The sequence below is a fragment of the Bradyrhizobium sp. in8p8 genome, from assembly GCF_000426845.1.
Taxonomy (GTDB): domain Bacteria; phylum Pseudomonadota; class Alphaproteobacteria; order Rhizobiales; family Xanthobacteraceae; genus Bradyrhizobium; species Bradyrhizobium japonicum_C.
The window spans coordinates 161,550-176,821 of record NZ_AUGD01000002.1; the positions used below are offsets into that span (position 1 = coordinate 161,550).

Below are 15,272 nucleotides of genomic sequence, written 5' to 3' on the forward strand. Positions count from 1 at the left end.
ATATTGCCCAACCGCGGGCGCGATCATTCGAGCAGCAAAACGGTCATTCCTCACGCACTTGCATCCCTGCACGCGGAAGAGCCATTCCGCCTGCTCGCGCTTTGAACTGAATCTAAGCTGGGCCTGTTGACCTCGGGCAAACGCACGAGATAACCGATGCGCGTAACAGCCGTTTCGCCGTGGGGACCCCGTGAGCGCGCCAATTCAGCAAGGACCTACGATTACCATCTTGGCCGAGGAGGAGCCCATCGAGATCGGCTTTCCGATGGTGGCCGCCTATCATGGCCAATCCGCGCTCGCCATGGCCGCGATCGTATTCCAGGCGCAGCGTGCCGCGTTCGCCTTGCTGTCGCCGCAAGCTGTGCCGGCACGACGCGACATCAGCATCGTGAGCGGACACCCTGGCCCCGGTGTGCGCGACGCCTTCGAGGTCATCACCCGCGCCGTGACCCGCGGAGCTTATGTCGTAGACCGCTCGCTGCCCGATGCGAGATTCGTAGCGGGCCACGCCATTTCGTACAGCTTTCGAATTACGCTGGGTGAACGCACCGTCGAGATGGCGTTGCGGCCGGGCGTTCTGCCCGGGCGGTTTTTCGAGCTCGTGTTCACCAGGGATCGCACAACAGAGCAGGAGCGTGAGCTGAGCGCATTGAAGCGTGCCGTTGCGCAGGATGTGCTCGCCAAGGAGCCAGACACCCTCTTCACGATGCGGGTGAGCTGAAAGATGAAGCCGGGACTTGCGCTCAGCTTTGGCTACGAGGACGGGTCGCTGCATGCTTTGACCAGCGCAGGAACGGCGCCGGAAATTCTGCTCCGCGACATCTATTCGCTGCCCGGGATCGACCTGAACGATTTCAGCGTCCTCTTCGTGAGCATGCATAGCGATCAGCGCTTCCTGGCGGCTCGCGCGCTCCAGATCGAGCAATTCCTGGTTCGCGGCGGCGTCGTCGTCGCCAACGGTCATCATGCCTATTCCTATCTTCCGCGCATGGCAGGCTTTCACACCATTCACCATTACAGGCTCAGCGACATCACCGTGCTGCGCCTCACCGATCATCCCATCTGGCACGGCATCGATCCGCGCGATCTGACCTTCCGCCGCGGCGTGTCCGGGTTCTATGGACGGGTCTGGCACGAGGCGCCGCCGGATGCGCAAATCATCCATGCGCTTGGCAAGCCGGACATGCCGCTGGACTTCATCTATCCCGTCGGTCGCGGTCACGTGCTTTTCCATGGGGGAAACGACCTCTGGACCTTTGGCGGCGAGGACAAGCAACTGGCTTCCCGGATCATGCAATGGGTCGCAGGAGAGCGAGACGTTCAATGAGCCTGGCGATCCTTGACGGCGGCACGTTTTATCATCACGCGGCAATCCACGGTCAGCGCTATCGAGAGCTGTTCGACAAGACCATCTATGCCCCCGAGCTCACGGCTGATGCCTTGGTCGGCGTCACATTCCTGATCGTTCCGGATCGTGTCAATCCGAATATTCTTCGCACCAAGCGCGACGTTTTGATCGATTTTGCAAAAGCCGGGCACACGCTGGCCGTGTTCGGCGAAAATCGTGCTGACACATGGTTGCCGGGCGTCACGTGGGCGCCACGGCCAACCAATTTCTGGTGGTGGCTCGACAAAGACGCGCGTCCGCCGAACCGTCTGCTGGCGTCCGAGCACGAGTTCTTCCAGGCGGTGCCATTCGAACATACGATATGGCACTTTCACGGCGTGCTAACTCCGCCTGCGGGGGCCCGGGCGTTGATCGACGTTCCGGCCGATCCGCAGGGCCGCGACAGCGGCGGCGCGTTGCTCTACGAGGATCGCGTCACCCTGCCCGGCAGCATGCTCGTCTCGACGCTGGATCCATTCTATCATCACGGCAGCAACTTCATGCCCGCAGCCACGAAGCTTCTCGACGGCTTCCTGCCCTGGGCCAGGGCGAAGGCCGCTCTCCGAGCTTATTCCAGCGACGTCTGATCTCAACGCGCCGCCAGATCCGGCACTCTGCCTCGCAAGCCGTGCAGCGGCACGATCGCCGATGCCGTCTCTTCGTCCGCATGAACATCCACGCGGCGCACCGGCACGCCATACATCCGGGCGAGATTGCCTTCCGTCAGCACCACCTCGGTGCGGCCCGCAATGTGGGTGGCATCCCGCTGCATCAGCAACGTCGTATGGGCGATGCCGATCGCGTGGTCGGGGTGATGCGTCGTGAACAGTACGGTCAAGCCTAATGAGCTTGCAAGGCGAAGGAGCAGACGAAGAACGACGCCCTGGTTGGCGATGTCGAGCGCCGACGCAGGCTCGTCCAGCACCAGCACCTTGCAGTCGCTAGCCAGTGCGCGGGCCAGCAAGACAAGCTGTCGCTGCCCGCCGCTGAGCCGGTCATAACGCTGCTGCGCGAGCGCCGTGAGGCCGACCTCCTCGAGACATGCATAGGCGCGCTCCCGGTCCTTGCGGTTCGGTGAGCTGAACCTGCCGAGGTAGCGGCTTCGACCGAGCAGAACCATGTCCGCCGCGCTATAGGACTGATCCGCCGTCAGTGCCTGCGGAACGAAACCCACGTGGCCGTCGATGGCGACGATTCCTTCCTTGAGCCTCAGCGTCCCGCTGATCGCCCTCAGCAGGGTGGTCTTGCCACAGCCATTGGGCCCGAGGATCGCTGCGATCTTGCCGGCGGGAAAGGTCGCCGACAGTCCACGAAAGAGCCACTGCCCGGACCCGTAGCTGTGGCCTGCATTCTCGATTTGGATCATGCCGCGCCACTCTTCGTGGTGCGCCGAAGAAGCAGCGCAAAAATCGGGGTGCCGACCAGGGCCGTGATGATTCCGACCGGAATCTCCGCCGGCGTGAGCGACCGCGCCAGCGTGTCCGCCACAACCAGAAAGATGGCGCCAAGAACCGTCGATACCGGCAGAAGCCGGCGGTTGTCTGCCCCGACCATCATGCGCGCCAGGTTGGGAATGATGAGACCCACCCAGCCGATGGTGCCGCTGACCGCAACCTGGGACGAGATCGCAAGACACGCCGCGGCAAGCAGGATCAATCGGTCCCGAGCCGGATTGACGCCGAGGGTTCGGGCCTCGTCGTCTCCAAGCGAAAGAACGTTCACGCGCCACCGCATCCCAATGAGAACGATGGCTGCGAGCGTGGTGCAGAATGCAATCAAGCCGAATTGCGGCCAAGTCGAAGATGCAAAGCTGCCTAACAGCCAGAATACGATCACCTGCAATGTCGTCTCGGGATCGGCGAGGTAAGTCACGAGTCCGACCAGCGCGCTGCAGAACGCGCTGACGACCACCCCCGCGAGAACGAGCGTAAGGATCGGCGAGAGATTGTCGCTGCGATGAAACGCAAGCACCGCCAAGAGCGCCAGGGCGGCTCCGCCAAACGCTCCGACCTGGACGAGTGGTCCGAACCCGACCAGATAGATGACGGTGACGCCCCCGAGGGCGGCACCGGAGGATGCCCCGATCGTCTGCGGGCCGACGAGCGGATTGCGGAAGATGGCCTGGAGCACCGCGCCGCAGAGTGACAGACCGGCGCCTGCGATGGCGGCGGTGAGCACGCGCGGCAGCCTCACCGTTTCGACCACCACGGACTCGGTGGTCGTCCATGTCACTTTGACGGCGACCAGGTGAGACAGGATGATCGACAGGACCGTGTCGAACGGGACCTGATACCGTCCCGATGCGACCGACCACAGCAAGACGAGGACCAAGCTCGCAACGAGCCCAACGCAGAGCAGGCCGTAGGATCGTTCACCTGACGATTGGGCCCGTGTCGCCGATCGTGAGACAGCGCTGTCCATCAATGAGCCCGATATGCTTCGTAGCCGGCCGAGCCCGCGTTTTCCTGCAGAAATAGGATGCGGTCCAACTCCTCGTCCGTCGGATCGTAGGCATAGAGAAAGCCAAACCAGTCCCTCACCGACCTACGAATGTCCACCTGCCCACGCTCAGGATGCAGCAGACCCGCCAACCAGAGCCAGCCAAGGGCCGACTCGTGACTTGGCGGATCCCAGCGGTAACCGCCCAGCGGAACGCGATAGACGCGACGAGCCCGAACCGCATCGACGCCCTGCCAGCGCGGGTCGCTGTAGAGATCGGACGGCATCGCTGAATCGAAGTTTCCGAGCAGGATGACCTGCGGATTCCACGCCAGGATCTGTTCGATGGTCACGGTGCTGATTGAAGGCGTGCTACCGATCGCGTTCTGTCCGCCGGCCAATTGGATGGCGAGATCCTGCGCCGTGCCTTGGCCGCTGACGCGCAGCATGTTGGTCGCGCGATTGAAGTAGAGTACGCGTGGCCGCTGGGTCGATGATAGATCGGCAAAGCGCGATGCCAGGGACTGACGTATCTCTTCCTGCTTGCCGAGAAGTTCGGCGGCCCTTTCTTCCCTGCCCGCGATCTTCCCCATCAGCCTCACGTACGCGACGTAATTCTCGAACGAGCCCACACGCATTCCGACGACGGGTATTCCGGTTCGATCCAATGGCCCGATGACTTCGTTGCTGTTGGCCCATTGGAAAATGGCATCCGGTCGCAATGCGAGGATCGCCTCCACATTTGGAGCGAAATTCGAGGCGTCTCCCCCGGTCGTCACGCCCGTTTGAATTTGCTTGAAGCCTGGAAACAGCTTTCCGGAAATGCCCTCCTGCATCGCGCGTGCGGCGTATTCGTTCATGCCGACGATCTTCCTCTCGCTGCCATCGATCGCCATGAAGGTCGAGGGCGCCGGAATCGGGATGATGACCAGACGTTCCGGCAGTCGGCTGAATGAGATACTGCGATTGCGCTGGTCAGTCAGATCAATCGCATGAGCCGAGCTGAATGCGCCGAGCGCAATCACGAAGCTCCCCCCCAAGCCCAGCAATGATCTTCCCCAGCGCAACGACGGCAGCATGAAATTCGAGAACCTCGGGGGGCGCCAGCGAGGATCTGCGCGGCGCCGCGACATGGCTACATAGTGCCATGAGAGGAAAACGCAAAACCAAAATGTTCGTCCCGCGCTGCAAGTGGCGATCTGCAGAACTGGAATTATTCAAAAGAACGAGTAGGCGCCGCTCGACCACGACGATGCGTGATCGAATTGCGTGCATCGACCGCTTGCGCGATGAGCATCGCAGACGCCGCAATTTGAATAACTCGAAACTCGTCTGCGGACCATGGCTCACGCGCCTGCAACACGATAAGGACCCCGAGGCTGAGGGAATGCTGAGGGATATCGCTGATGTTGTTGAGGACCGCGCTTGATTGCAAAAGGAGCTGGATCTTTTCGTCGACCTGCAAACTGAGCTTCGGATTTGCCTGTGTCGTGACCGCGGCATCGAGCGTGATCGCCGAAGCCCAGACCGCGAGCGGCTCATCTCAGCAATCCGTGCTGCCGGCCGTGACAGTCGAGGCTGGAAAGCCGGCGACGCCGCGCCGCACGAGACGGCAGAGCACGGCGCGTGCGACGCGGCAAACTCAATCACCCGCCGTTCAGCCGGCGCAAGGCCGGCAAGCCACGGCAGCGGCTCCCGAAGGCACGAACAGCGATTCCCTGAAGCCGATGGGCGGCAGGCTGCCGCAACCGGGCATTCCTCATCCGCCGACGCAGAGCATTTCGGTTGTCGACCGAGCGCAGATCGAGGCGACGTCGCCAACTGGTCTGCTCGATGTGCTTGCCTCTGTCCCGGGGATATCGATCGCCCGCTCCGGTGGCATCGGCGGCCAGATCTACTTGCGAGGGTTCTCGTCAAACAACTTCCGCTCACCCCTGTTCATCGACGGCGATCGCTTCCGCGGCCGCAATACGCTGCAGCTCAACTATCTTGCCCCTGATGAAGTCGAGCGCGTGGAGGTCATCCGCGGTCCAGGCTCCGTCGTCTACGGCAGCGAGGCGCTGACCGGGCTGGTCAACGTCGTGACCCGATCGTACAGCGGCGACACGTCGGGGCCGTTCCGGTTCACGGGCGGCGGCTGGTCAGCTGGTTACGGCAGCGTCGCCAACTCGTTCAGCACCTATGATTGGGTCAAGGGCGCCGGACAGGGTTTCGATTTCATCGGCGGTTTTGCCGGCCGCTGGGGTAGCGACTATCAGACTGCGCTCGGAACGGTGCCGAACAGCGACTATCAGAGTGTCGGCGGCAACATCAAGCTCGGCTACACGCCCGATATCGGCCAGAGGCTCGAGCTTTCGTTGCGCTCCTACAGCGAGGTGGACGGGCGCGCCGGCGGTGTCGGCGGAGCGCCGGGCGCGCCATACCTGCAGGTCCGACAGGATCCCAATCAGGTGCATTCGGCGCGCATCGCCTATACCGGCGAGCTCGACGGCCTGGTGAAGCACGTCGAGACATCCTTCTACGTCAACTATTTCGATACGAAGCTGTCGACGATCAACAATACGATCAACGCCGCGGGCATCGCCACGAAGACTGTCAGGTCCACCAGCCATGTCATCGGTCCGCTGGTGATCGGCGGGCGCTCACTGGCTGAAATTCCCTGGCTCGGTCCTTGGGGCGCAACGAAGACGACGCTCGGCCTCGATGGCTTCCGGGAAGCACGGCCGGGCAGCGAGTCGACGTCCGAGACCATCACCCGCAACGGAACGACGGGGGTCGTGACAAGCGACGTGATTTCTCCTTACACCAAGCAAGGCCCCGACACGACGCAATCCAACGTCGGCGCGTTCGTCCTGCATGAATGGAAGCCGATTCAGCCGCTGACGCTTTCGGCAGGCGGCCGTTTCGACTGGTTCAACACGACAACTGATACCTCGCCGCTCGCCTCGACCATTCCTGCAAATGTCAGAGCGGTATACGCAAGCAAGACCAACGTGGATCAAACGGCTCCGACCGGCAGCCTCGGATTCGTCTACGCCGTCCTGCCAAACGTCGACCTGCTCGGCAACGTGGCGACCTCGTTCCGCCAGCCGACGAATTCCGAGCTGTTTGCTGTGACGGCCACCCAGCTCCCCAATCCGAACCTGAAGCCGGAGAGCGGCGTGACGTATGAAGGAGGCGCACGCTTTCATACGACCAATGCGGAGCTCAAGGTCACTGCGTTCGATACGCACTACGAGAACTTTCTTCAAACGGTCGCAGTAACGCTCAACGGCGTCGGCGGATACACCCAGTCACAGAACGTCGGCAAGGCCGAGGTGACCGGCGTCGAGGTGGAAGCGCGCTGGCAAGTGACGCCGGCCGTCAACCTGTTCACGAATTTTGCCCAGCTGCGCGGCACCAACACGGTGACGGACAAGCCGCTGCCCTTTCTCGCCCCGTATCGCGGGCGGGTCGGGATACAATACGCGGACCCGAGCGGCGCCTACTCGATCCTTGGCGTGATCGATTGGGCCGCCAGCAAGACCCGGATCGATCCGGCGCAGGAATATACGACCTCGGGCTACGCCATTCCCAAGCTCTATGCGACGCTTCAACTGGGCAAGCTGGTATCCCCTCAACTCGGCGATACCAAGCTGATCCTCGGCGTGGAGAACATCTTCAATACGGCTTATGTCGACGCATCGACGTTCGTGAATCGCTCCTATCCGCGGAGCTTCACAAACCCTTTGGTGGAGACCGGCCGCAACATCTCAGTGAAAGTGCAGCACACCTTCTAGCGGGCATCATCTGCCCGCCACAAACTCCCGCCATCCCTTCGCCCGCAGGCTGCACGCCGGGCACTCCCCGCAGCCATAGCCCCAGTCGTGCTGCGCGCCGCGTTCGCCGAGATAGCAGGTGTGGGAGTGCTCGCGGATGAGATCGACGAGGCCGTCGCCGCCAAGATCCTGCGCGAGCTGCCAAGTCGCGGCCTTGTCGATCCACATTAACGGCGTATGCAGCTCGAAGTTGCGCGCCATGCCGAGCGAGAGCGCGACCTGCATGGCGCGGATGGTCTCATCGCGGCAGTCGGGATAACCGGAATAATCGGTCTCGCACATGCCGCCGACGATGTGCGTGATGCCGCGCCGGTAGGCCAGCGCTGCCGCAAACGTCAGGAACACAAGGTTGCGGCCGGGCACGAAAGTGTTGGGTAGGCCGTCCGCGCCCATTGCGATCGCGACGTCGCGGGTCAGCGCCGTGTCGGACACGGCCGCCAGCGTCGGAATCGACAGCGTGTGGCTCTCGCCCAGCTTTGCGGCCCAATCGGCCCGCAGCCCCTTGATGCCGTCGAACAGCCGGTCACGGCAGGCAAGCTCGATAGCGTGGCGCTGGCCGTACTCGAACCCCAGCGTCTCGACCCCCGCAAAGCGGCTCAAGGCCCAGGCGAGGCAGGTGGTGGAATCCTGGCCGCCGGAGAACAGCACCAGCGCGGTTTCGGAGGAAAATGCGTCACTCATGCCCGCGCTTTAGCATTGCGCGACTTGCCCGCCAATCCGTGGAAATCGGCCCGTTCCGCGCGCCTGCGCTGGGAACGGCGGCCCGCTTTTGGCATAAGGCTCTGGACCCAGGAGACCACCCCGCAATGACCCCTTCCCGCGACATTTCCCGCCTGATCGAGATCATGGCGGCGCTGCGCACGCCGGTGACCGGCTGCCCCTGGGACCTCGAGCAGGATTTTGCGACCATCGCACCCTACACGATCGAGGAAGCCTATGAGGTGGTGGACGCCATCACCCGCGGCGATCTCGACGATCTCAGAGAGGAGCTCGGCGACCTCCTGCTCCAGGTCGTGTTTCACGCCCAGATGGCGTCCGAGCAGAACGCATTTGCTTTTGGAGACGTCGTCGAGGCCATCACACGCAAGATGATCCGGCGTCATCCCCACGTCTTCGCCGACAAGGACGGCAATCTCGCGCCCTCCCACGTCAAGGAAGTCTGGGACCGCATCAAGGCCGAAGAGAAGGCCGAGCGCGCTGCGCGCCGACCGCCGGAAGACGCGGCCGGGCATAAATCGCTGCTGTCGGGCGTGAAGGCCGGCCAGCCGGCACTCACCCGCGCAATGGAGCTGCAGCGCAAAGCCTCCACCGTCGGCTTCGACTGGAACGATCCGCGTGCGGTGCTGCAAAAGATCCGCGAGGAGGCAAACGAGATCGAAGCGGCGCTGGATCGCAACGACAAGCAGGAGCTGGCAGAGGAAACTGGCGACCTCATGTTCGCCCTGGTCAACCTCGCCCGCCATGTCGATGCCGATCCGGAAGCTGCGCTGCGTGCCACTAACGCAAAATTCGAGCGGCGCTTTGCCTATATCGAACGCGCGCTTGAGGCGCAGGGCCGGACGCTCGAGCAGGCGTCGCTTGAGGAGATGGACGCGCTGTGGAATGCGGCGAAGGGTGAGGAGACAGCGTCAGAGGAGCGCAATCGGGCCCGCCGCTAACGGCACGGCGTCTGCGCCAAGCGCGCCTCAGTCGCGCGCAGGACCCGGCAGGACAGCACCGTTCAGCAGCAGTGCGCAGCTCGCGGCGGGACCTATGTCGCGTGCGGCACGGCGTCGAACCGCGACACGACGATGTCCCGCTTGGTCTCATCCACCCGCACCGTCATGTCGAAGCGGCCGTCGTGCAGCTCCTTCGACAGCACCTCGGCATTGCGATGCAGCCAGCTGATGCCGGCGCCGTCGGTGGCATCGATGGACAGATCGAGCGTCGTACGCTTGGCCGCGAGGCGTTGCTCGATCGCGGCGAGCAGCGCGTCGATGCCCTCGCCCGACACGGCCGAAACCAGCATCGCCGGATGATCCTCCGGCCTGCGCGCGGCGATATTGAGCAATTCTTCGCGCTGCTCAGGGGCGAAACGGTCGATCTTGTTCCAGACCTCGATGATGCGGCCGGAATCGTCGGGGTTGATGCCGAGCTGGCGCAGCACGGCATCGACGTCGCTCTGCTGGGCTTCGGCATCTTCATGAGAGATGTCGCGCACATGCAGGATGACGTCGGCTTCGAGCACCTCTTCCAGTGTGGCACGGAAAGCGGCGACGAGCTGGGTCGGCAGGTTGGAGATGAAGCCCACAGTATCCGACAGCATCGCCTTGCCGCCATGCGGCAGGTTGAGCGCACGCAAGGTCGGATCGAGCGTCGCGAACAGCATGTCGGCGGCCTGAACGTCGGCGCGGGTCAGACGGTTGAACAGCGTCGACTTGCCGGCATTGGTGTAGCCAACCAGCGCGACCACGCGATACGGCACGCGTTGGCGGCCGGCGCGATGCAGACGCCGCGTCGCCTGCACCTTCTTCAGTTCGCTCTCGAGCTTGGAGATGCGCTCCTGGATCAGGCGGCGGTCCGCTTCGATCTGCGTCTCGCCGGGGCCGCCCATGAAGCCGAACCCGCCGCGTTGGCGTTCGAGATGGGTCCACGAGCGCACCAGGCGCGAGCGCTGATAGTTGAGGTGCGCAAGCTCCACCTGGAGCGAGCCTTCTCTGGTCTTGGCGCGGCGGCCGAAGATTTCCAGAATGAGCCCGGTACGGTCGAGCACCTTGGCTTGCCATTCCTTCTCGAGGTTGCGCTGCTGGATCGGCGACAGTGCGCAATCCATCACCACGAGCTCGACCTCCAGCGTCTTGATCAGCCCGGCGATTTCCTCGACCTTGCCCTTGCCGATATAGGTCGCGGGCCGGATCTGGCCGACCGGCGCTATGATGGCATCTGCAACGACAAGATCGATCGCGCGGGCGAGGCCCGCAGCCTCGTCAAGCCGCGCCTCCACATCGCGCATCGCATGGCTTTCCGATTGCGCGTCGGCACCACCCCCACGCACTCTCAGGTAGGGGCCGATGACAAGCACCCGTCCCGTATGAGCCCCTGCCGACCGCGGCCGGTCGGCATCCCCGCCGAAATTCCGGGGTTCCAATCAGATCACTCTCAAGCCGGCTGATCCTCACCGCCTTCGAACAACTGGATCGGAGCGCCCGGCATGATGGTCGAGATCGCATGCTTGTAGACGAGCTGCGAGTGACCGTCGCGCCGAAGCAGCAAGCAGAAATTGTCGAACCAGGTCACGATGCCCTGGAGCTTCACTCCGTTGACCAGAAAGATCGTCAGTGGCGTCTTGGTTTTGCGAACGTGATTAAGGAAGGTGTCCTGTAGGTTTTGTGCGCGGTCTGCCGCCATTGTTTTTTTCTCGCTTTGAGTTTCTTTTTATTGCGCCGGTTGCTGCCCTCTTGTGACGTCGGGGCCTCTCCCGGTGCCGCTCCCTCATGAGATCCCCCTCGGAAGGAACAGCGTTTCGATTAGAGGACAGGTCGGGATATTAGGCAAGCTGCTTCACGCGGCAGGCCACCCCTATTGTCCCGGAAAACTACGGAAATCGACGGTTCTCCTCGCTCATCCCTGACGCGCGGCAGCAGGGTCGCGCGCTAGGCCATTGTTTTACCGCGCCTTCTTCGACGGGGACCGGCCTCCACTCCGGCGGGAATAACGCCTAGCCCACACCGAGGGCCTTCAATTTCCGGTGGAGCGCCGACCGTTCCATGCCAACGAACTCAGCCGTACGAGAAATATTTCCTGAGAAACGGCTGATCTGGGCGATCAGATAGTCGCGCTCGAACACTTCGCGGGCCTCGCGCAGCGGCAAGCCCATGATGTGCTCGCCGTTGTTGCTGGTCGGCATTGCCGGCACCATGGAGCCGACATCCTGCGGCAACATGTCGGCCGTGATGATCACCTCAGGTCCGCCAGCCGCCAAAATCATGACTCTCTCGACGTTGTTGCGGAGCTGACGCACGTTGCCGGGCCAGACATGGGATTGCAGCACCGCCATCGCATCCTGCCCAATCTGACGCTTGGGCAGGCCGCTGCCGGCGGAGATCTGCTCCATGAAGTAGTCGATCAGTTCCGGAATGTCCTCGCGTCGCTCCGACAGCGCGGGCACGCGGATCGGCACCACCGAGAGCCGGTGGTAGAGATCTTCGCGGAAACGGCCGGCCGAGATCTCCTCTTCGAGATTGCGCGCGGTCGAGGAGATGATGCGCACATCGACCTGCACCTTGGCGGTGCCGCCGACGCGCTGGAATGATTGCTCGACCAGCACGCGCAGGATCTTGTTCTGGGTCTCGCGCGGCATGTCTGCGATTTCGTCGATGAACAACGTGCCGCCATGGGCTTCCTCGAGCGCGCCCGGCTTGCGCGGCTGCTCGCCGTTGGACTGCTCGATGCCGAACAGCTCGTGCTCCATCCGCTCTGGCGTGATTGCGGCGGCGTTGATGACGACGAAAGGACCGTCGGCGCGACCCGAGGCCGCATGCAGCGTACGCGCCGTCAATTCCTTGCCGGCGCCGGCAGGGCCGACGATCAGGATGCGGCTGTTCGCCTTGGCCGCGCGCTCGATGGTCTGGCGCAGCTGGTTCATGCTCGGCGAACGGCCGACGAGCTGGCTGGCGCTCGGTGCGAGCTGCTTGAGCTCCTTGACCTCGCGCTTGAGCCGGGAGTTTTCCAGCGCTCTGGTCGCGACCAGGATCAGCCGATCGGCCTTGAACGGCTTCTCGATGAAGTCGTAAGCGCCGCGCTTGATCGCGGCAACCGCGGTCTCGATGTTGCCATGCCCGGAGATCATCACGACGGGCAGATCGGCGTTGTCCTTCTTGACCTGCTCCAGGAGCTGCAGGCCGTCGAGCTTGGAGCCCTGCAGCCATATGTCGAGGAACACCAGATGCGGCCGACGATTGGCGATCTCGGCCAGCGCCGTGTCGCTGTCGCGCGCGGTCCTCGTGACGAACCCCTCGTCTTCGAGAATGCCCGCAACGAGATCCCGAATATCGGCCTCATCATCGACAATCAGAATTTCACTTGCCATGGATCGCGCCTGTCTTGTCAGCTGCCTGTTGAGGCTTCGATTTTGGTTGAATCATTGGTCTTTTCAGCCGGCTCTTTGGTTCCGGCGGCCGGCTCTTTTGTTTCCAAATCCCTGTTGGACTCCTTGATGAATTCCGCGGCCGTCTCCTTGCCTTCCGGCTTGGTTGCTTGCCCGGCGGGCGCCGCTGGCTCGGATCCCCCGGATTTTGCCGGTTGCCCGGAGACCGCAAAGCGCATCCGCATCCAGGCGCCGCGCTGCCCTTCGCGGAAGTCGGAGGCGTCCTTCAGTTCGATGCGCCCGCCATGGTCTTCCAGCACGCGACCGACGATCGCAAGGCCAAGGCCGGTGCCTTTGGCGCGCGTCGTGACATACGGCTCGAGCAGGCGCGAACGCGCGACCTTGGGCAGGCCTATGCCATTGTCGATCACGTCGATCAGCACGTCGTCGCCCTCTCGTGACACCACGACGTCGATGCGGCCTTTGCCGAGTTCCTCCGCTGGGACCTGCTCAATCGCCTCGGTGGCGTTCTTGACGATGTTGGTCACCGCCTGGGAGATCAGCCGCCGGTCAAACTGGGCACGGAGCGGATCCTGCTTGAACTCGGCCTCGATATCGATCTCGGGATGAGCGACCTTCATCAGGAATACCGCCTGACGCACGGTGTCGGCGACGTCCTCGCCTTCCATGACGGGTTTCGGCATCCGCGCGAAGCGCGAGAACTCGTCGACCATACGCCTGATGTCATCGACCTGGCGCACGATGGTGTCGGTGCACTGGTCGAAGATCTGCTTGTCCTTGTCCTCGGTGATCGTCTTGCCGAACTTGCGGCGGATGCGTTCGGCCGAGAGCTGGATCGGCGTCAACGGATTCTTGATCTCGTGAGCGATGCGGCGGGCCACGTCACCCCAGGCTGATGTGCGTTGGGCCGAGACCAATTCGGTAATGTCATCGAGGGTGATGATGTAGCTGTCATGCGGCTGATTTTTCTCGGCACTCACGCGGACGGAGAGATTACGTTCCTGCCCGTCGCGGTTGATGGTGATCTGGCCCTGGACCAGCCGCTGGGTCCCTTCCCGCGCCGTCTTCATCATGTCGTCGAGTTCGGGCAGCACGTCGGAGAGCGGGTGGCCCAGCGTCTCCGCTTCGGAGTGCCCGATCAACTTCTCGGCGGAGCGGTTGAGAATGCCGACGCTGCCAGATGCATCGACGCCGATGATGCCTGCGCTCGCCGAGGACAGAACGGCTTCGATGAAGCGGCGGCGACTGTCGATGAGGTCGCTCGCATTGACGAGCTCGTCGCGCTGGCTGCGCAATTCCTGCGTCATCTTGTTGAAAGTCTCACCCAGCTGGGCGAGATCGCCTTCCGATTGGTGCACGGACACCTGGACATGAAGGTCACCGGTCGAAACCGTCTGCGCCGCGTTCATCAGCCGCCGGATCGGCGAGACCAGCGAATTGGCGAAGTTGAGGCCGATCAGCACCGAGGCCATCAGAATGGTCAGCGCGATCACCGCGAACATCAGCGCGAACGCGACCTGAATGCCGAGCCGGCGCGACTCGATCTGAGCGTATTCGGCGACGCTGACCTCCGTCTGCTTGAGCTGATTCACGACGTTCGGATCAAGGGGGCGGGCGACGTAGAGGAACGTGTCGTTGAAAGCGCGCAGGCGGATCACCGCGGCGACGAAGCTCGCATCTGGGAGCACCGCGATTTCGGGCTCGCTCTCGTTGACATTGCTGAGAAAGTCCGGCGCCGGCGGCGAATAGGCGAGCCGCATGCCGGTGTCGGCCGACTCCAGGATGTTGGTGTTCTTGTCGATGATCATCGCGCCCGGCAAATTGCGCGAGCTGGCGCTGGCCGTCAGCATCTCGCGAAAGGAGCGGCGATCCTGGTCATAGAGCGGCCGGGCGTGCGCAATGTCGTTGGCCATGCCGAGAATGTCGCCTCGGATCAGCTGCGCGTGGTCTTGCATATAGGCGCGCGCAATCGTCAGCGAGTTCTGGATCACCTCCTTGGTCGGACCGGAGAACAACCGGTCGAGGCCGCGCGAGATGGTGACGTTGGCGACGATGGCGACGAGCACCGCGGGCAGCACCGCCACGATCGAGAACAGGCTGACGATCTGGACATGCAGGCGCGCCGCCGCCCTGCCCCTTCTTCGCGCCAGGATCAATTGCCAGAGTTCGCGGATGATGATGCCGACCAGCAGCAGGATCGTGGCTGCATTGATGAGGTAGAACGTGCGGACAACCTCCGGCGTCGGCTCGATCCTGGTGAGGCCGGTGAGAACCAGGAAAGTCAGGAAGGCCGACAGCAGCGCCAGCGCCACCGCAACCGGCGCCAGCCAGCGCCGCACCGACCAGCGCCGGGGCTCTTCCGCTGGGGTCGTGTCAAAGTGTGCGGCCGAGGTGTCTGCGCTGGTCATTCCGGCAATGGTGGGTGCTGAAAACGGGTCCGCGATGGGCGGATACTGATGTATTCGTACCACATTGTTGCTGAATTGCGACAATTCCGCGGCGCTGCGCGCGCGGCGGAGCGGCGCAATCCACAGGCACATCT

The 15,272-nt window shown here is 63.1% G+C and carries 14 protein-coding genes; 5 read left to right on the forward strand and 9 right to left on the reverse strand.

Annotated features, from left to right (window positions below; all coding sequences use genetic code 11):
• Nucleotides 1-229: 229 nt before the first annotated feature.
• Genes K408_RS0106000 through K408_RS0106010 form a run of 3 tightly spaced genes read left to right on the forward strand, consistent with a single transcriptional unit; the run spans nt 230 to nt 1,974 of the window.
• Nucleotides 230-721 carry a hypothetical protein gene (locus K408_RS0106000; protein WP_051160717.1) on the forward strand — a complete coding sequence of 164 codons (492 nt, stop codon included), beginning with the start codon at nt 230-232 and terminating at the stop codon, nt 719-721.
• Between the two features lie 3 nt (nt 722-724).
• A complete protein-coding gene (locus K408_RS37650) occupies nt 725-1,327 on the forward strand; it encodes a hypothetical protein (RefSeq protein WP_024341786.1) in 603 nt (200 codons plus the stop codon).
• Nucleotides 1,324-1,974 (forward strand): hypothetical protein, encoded by a 651-nt coding sequence (locus tag K408_RS0106010; protein WP_024341785.1) that lies wholly within the window; start codon nt 1,324-1,326, stop codon nt 1,972-1,974. Before K408_RS37650 ends, K408_RS0106010 begins: the two co-directional genes overlap by 4 nt.
• A 2-nt stretch (nt 1,975-1,976) precedes the next feature.
• Here the strand turns inward: K408_RS0106010 and K408_RS0106015 are convergent, their stop codons facing one another.
• The 4 genes from K408_RS0106015 to K408_RS42630 form a co-directional block, all read right to left on the reverse strand.
• Entirely contained in the window at nt 1,977-2,753 is a 777-nt protein-coding gene (locus K408_RS0106015; RefSeq protein WP_024341784.1) for an ABC transporter ATP-binding protein, read from the reverse strand.
• Nucleotides 2,750-3,808, reverse strand: a complete 1,059-nt coding sequence (locus tag K408_RS0106020) for a FecCD family ABC transporter permease (protein ID WP_029674379.1) — start codon at nt 3,806-3,808, stop codon at nt 2,750-2,752. Before K408_RS0106020 ends, K408_RS0106015 begins: the two co-directional genes overlap by 4 nt.
• A complete protein-coding gene (locus K408_RS0106025) occupies nt 3,808-4,905 on the reverse strand; it encodes an ABC transporter substrate-binding protein (RefSeq protein ID WP_028145814.1) in 1,098 nt (365 codons plus the stop codon). The genes K408_RS0106020 and K408_RS0106025 overlap by 1 nt, the downstream gene beginning before the upstream one ends.
• Before the next feature lie 134 nt (nt 4,906-5,039).
• The gene (locus tag K408_RS42630; protein ID WP_162250028.1) at nt 5,040-5,291 is read right to left on the reverse strand and encodes a hypothetical protein; all 252 of its coding nucleotides are present in this window, start codon (nt 5,289-5,291) and stop codon (nt 5,040-5,042) included.
• A 25-nt stretch (nt 5,292-5,316) separates the two neighbouring features.
• Here K408_RS42630 and K408_RS0106030 point away from each other — a divergent pair, with 25 nt between their 5' ends.
• Nucleotides 5,317-7,605 carry a TonB-dependent receptor gene (locus K408_RS0106030; RefSeq protein ID WP_230646519.1) on the forward strand — a complete coding sequence of 763 codons (2,289 nt, stop codon included), beginning with the start codon at nt 5,317-5,319 and terminating at the stop codon, nt 7,603-7,605.
• 6 nt (nt 7,606-7,611) lie between these two features.
• Here K408_RS0106030 and queC read toward each other — a convergent pair whose 3' ends face one another.
• Nucleotides 7,612-8,325 carry a 7-cyano-7-deazaguanine synthase QueC gene (queC, locus tag K408_RS0106035; RefSeq protein WP_024341780.1) on the reverse strand — a complete coding sequence of 238 codons (714 nt, stop codon included), beginning with the start codon at nt 8,323-8,325 and terminating at the stop codon, nt 7,612-7,614.
• A gap of 125 nt (nt 8,326-8,450) precedes the next feature.
• Between queC and mazG the strand changes: the two genes are divergently transcribed.
• A complete protein-coding gene (gene mazG / locus K408_RS0106040; protein ID WP_024341779.1) occupies nt 8,451-9,302 on the forward strand; it encodes a nucleoside triphosphate pyrophosphohydrolase in 852 nt (283 codons plus the stop codon).
• A 92-nt stretch (nt 9,303-9,394) separates the two neighbouring features.
• Here mazG and hflX read toward each other — a convergent pair whose 3' ends face one another.
• The 4 genes from hflX to K408_RS0106060 all read right to left on the reverse strand — a co-directional run bounded on the left by hflX (nt 9,395) and on the right by K408_RS0106060 (nt 15,138).
• On the reverse strand, nt 9,395-10,771 hold the full coding sequence (hflX, locus tag K408_RS0106045) for a GTPase HflX (protein ID WP_024341778.1): 1,377 nt from the start codon (nt 10,769-10,771) through the stop codon (nt 9,395-9,397).
• Nucleotides 10,772-10,782: 11 nt separating this feature from the next.
• A complete protein-coding gene (hfq, locus tag K408_RS0106050) occupies nt 10,783-11,031 on the reverse strand; it encodes an RNA chaperone Hfq (RefSeq protein ID WP_007591126.1) in 249 nt (82 codons plus the stop codon).
• A gap of 310 nt (nt 11,032-11,341) precedes the next feature.
• On the reverse strand, nt 11,342-12,712 hold the full coding sequence (gene ntrX / locus K408_RS0106055) for a nitrogen assimilation response regulator NtrX (protein ID WP_024341777.1): 1,371 nt from the start codon (nt 12,710-12,712) through the stop codon (nt 11,342-11,344).
• Between the two features lie 17 nt (nt 12,713-12,729).
• Nucleotides 12,730-15,138, reverse strand: coding sequence for a sensor histidine kinase NtrY-like (locus tag K408_RS0106060; RefSeq protein ID WP_024341776.1), 2,409 nt, complete (start codon nt 15,136-15,138; stop codon nt 12,730-12,732).
• Between the last annotated feature and the right edge of the window lie 134 nt (nt 15,139-15,272).

Excerpts from the sequence above, each read along its gene's own strand:
- K408_RS37650 (WP_024341786.1), top strand. The coding sequence starts at position 725 with ATGAAGCCGGGACTTGCGCTCAGCTTTGGCTACGAGGACGGGTCGCTG.
- K408_RS0106010 (WP_024341785.1), top strand. The coding sequence starts at position 1,324 with ATGAGCCTGGCGATCCTTGACGGCGGCACGTTTTATCATCACGCGGCA.
- K408_RS0106015 (WP_024341784.1), bottom strand. The coding sequence starts at position 2,753 with ATGATCCAAATCGAGAATGCAGGCCACAGCTACGGGTCCGGGCAGTGG.
- K408_RS0106020 (WP_029674379.1), bottom strand. The coding sequence starts at position 3,808 with ATGGACAGCGCTGTCTCACGATCGGCGACACGGGCCCAATCGTCAGGT.
- K408_RS0106025 (WP_028145814.1), bottom strand. The coding sequence starts at position 4,905 with ATGCTGCCGTCGTTGCGCTGGGGAAGATCATTGCTGGGCTTGGGGGGG.
- queC (WP_024341780.1), bottom strand. The coding sequence starts at position 8,325 with ATGAGTGACGCATTTTCCTCCGAAACCGCGCTGGTGCTGTTCTCCGGC.
- mazG (WP_024341779.1), top strand. The coding sequence starts at position 8,451 with ATGACCCCTTCCCGCGACATTTCCCGCCTGATCGAGATCATGGCGGCG.
- hfq (WP_007591126.1), bottom strand. The coding sequence starts at position 11,031 with ATGGCGGCAGACCGCGCACAAAACCTACAGGACACCTTCCTTAATCAC.
- ntrX (WP_024341777.1), bottom strand. The coding sequence starts at position 12,712 with ATGGCAAGTGAAATTCTGATTGTCGATGATGAGGCCGATATTCGGGAT.
- K408_RS0106060 (WP_024341776.1), bottom strand. The coding sequence starts at position 15,138 with ATGACCAGCGCAGACACCTCGGCCGCACACTTTGACACGACCCCAGCG.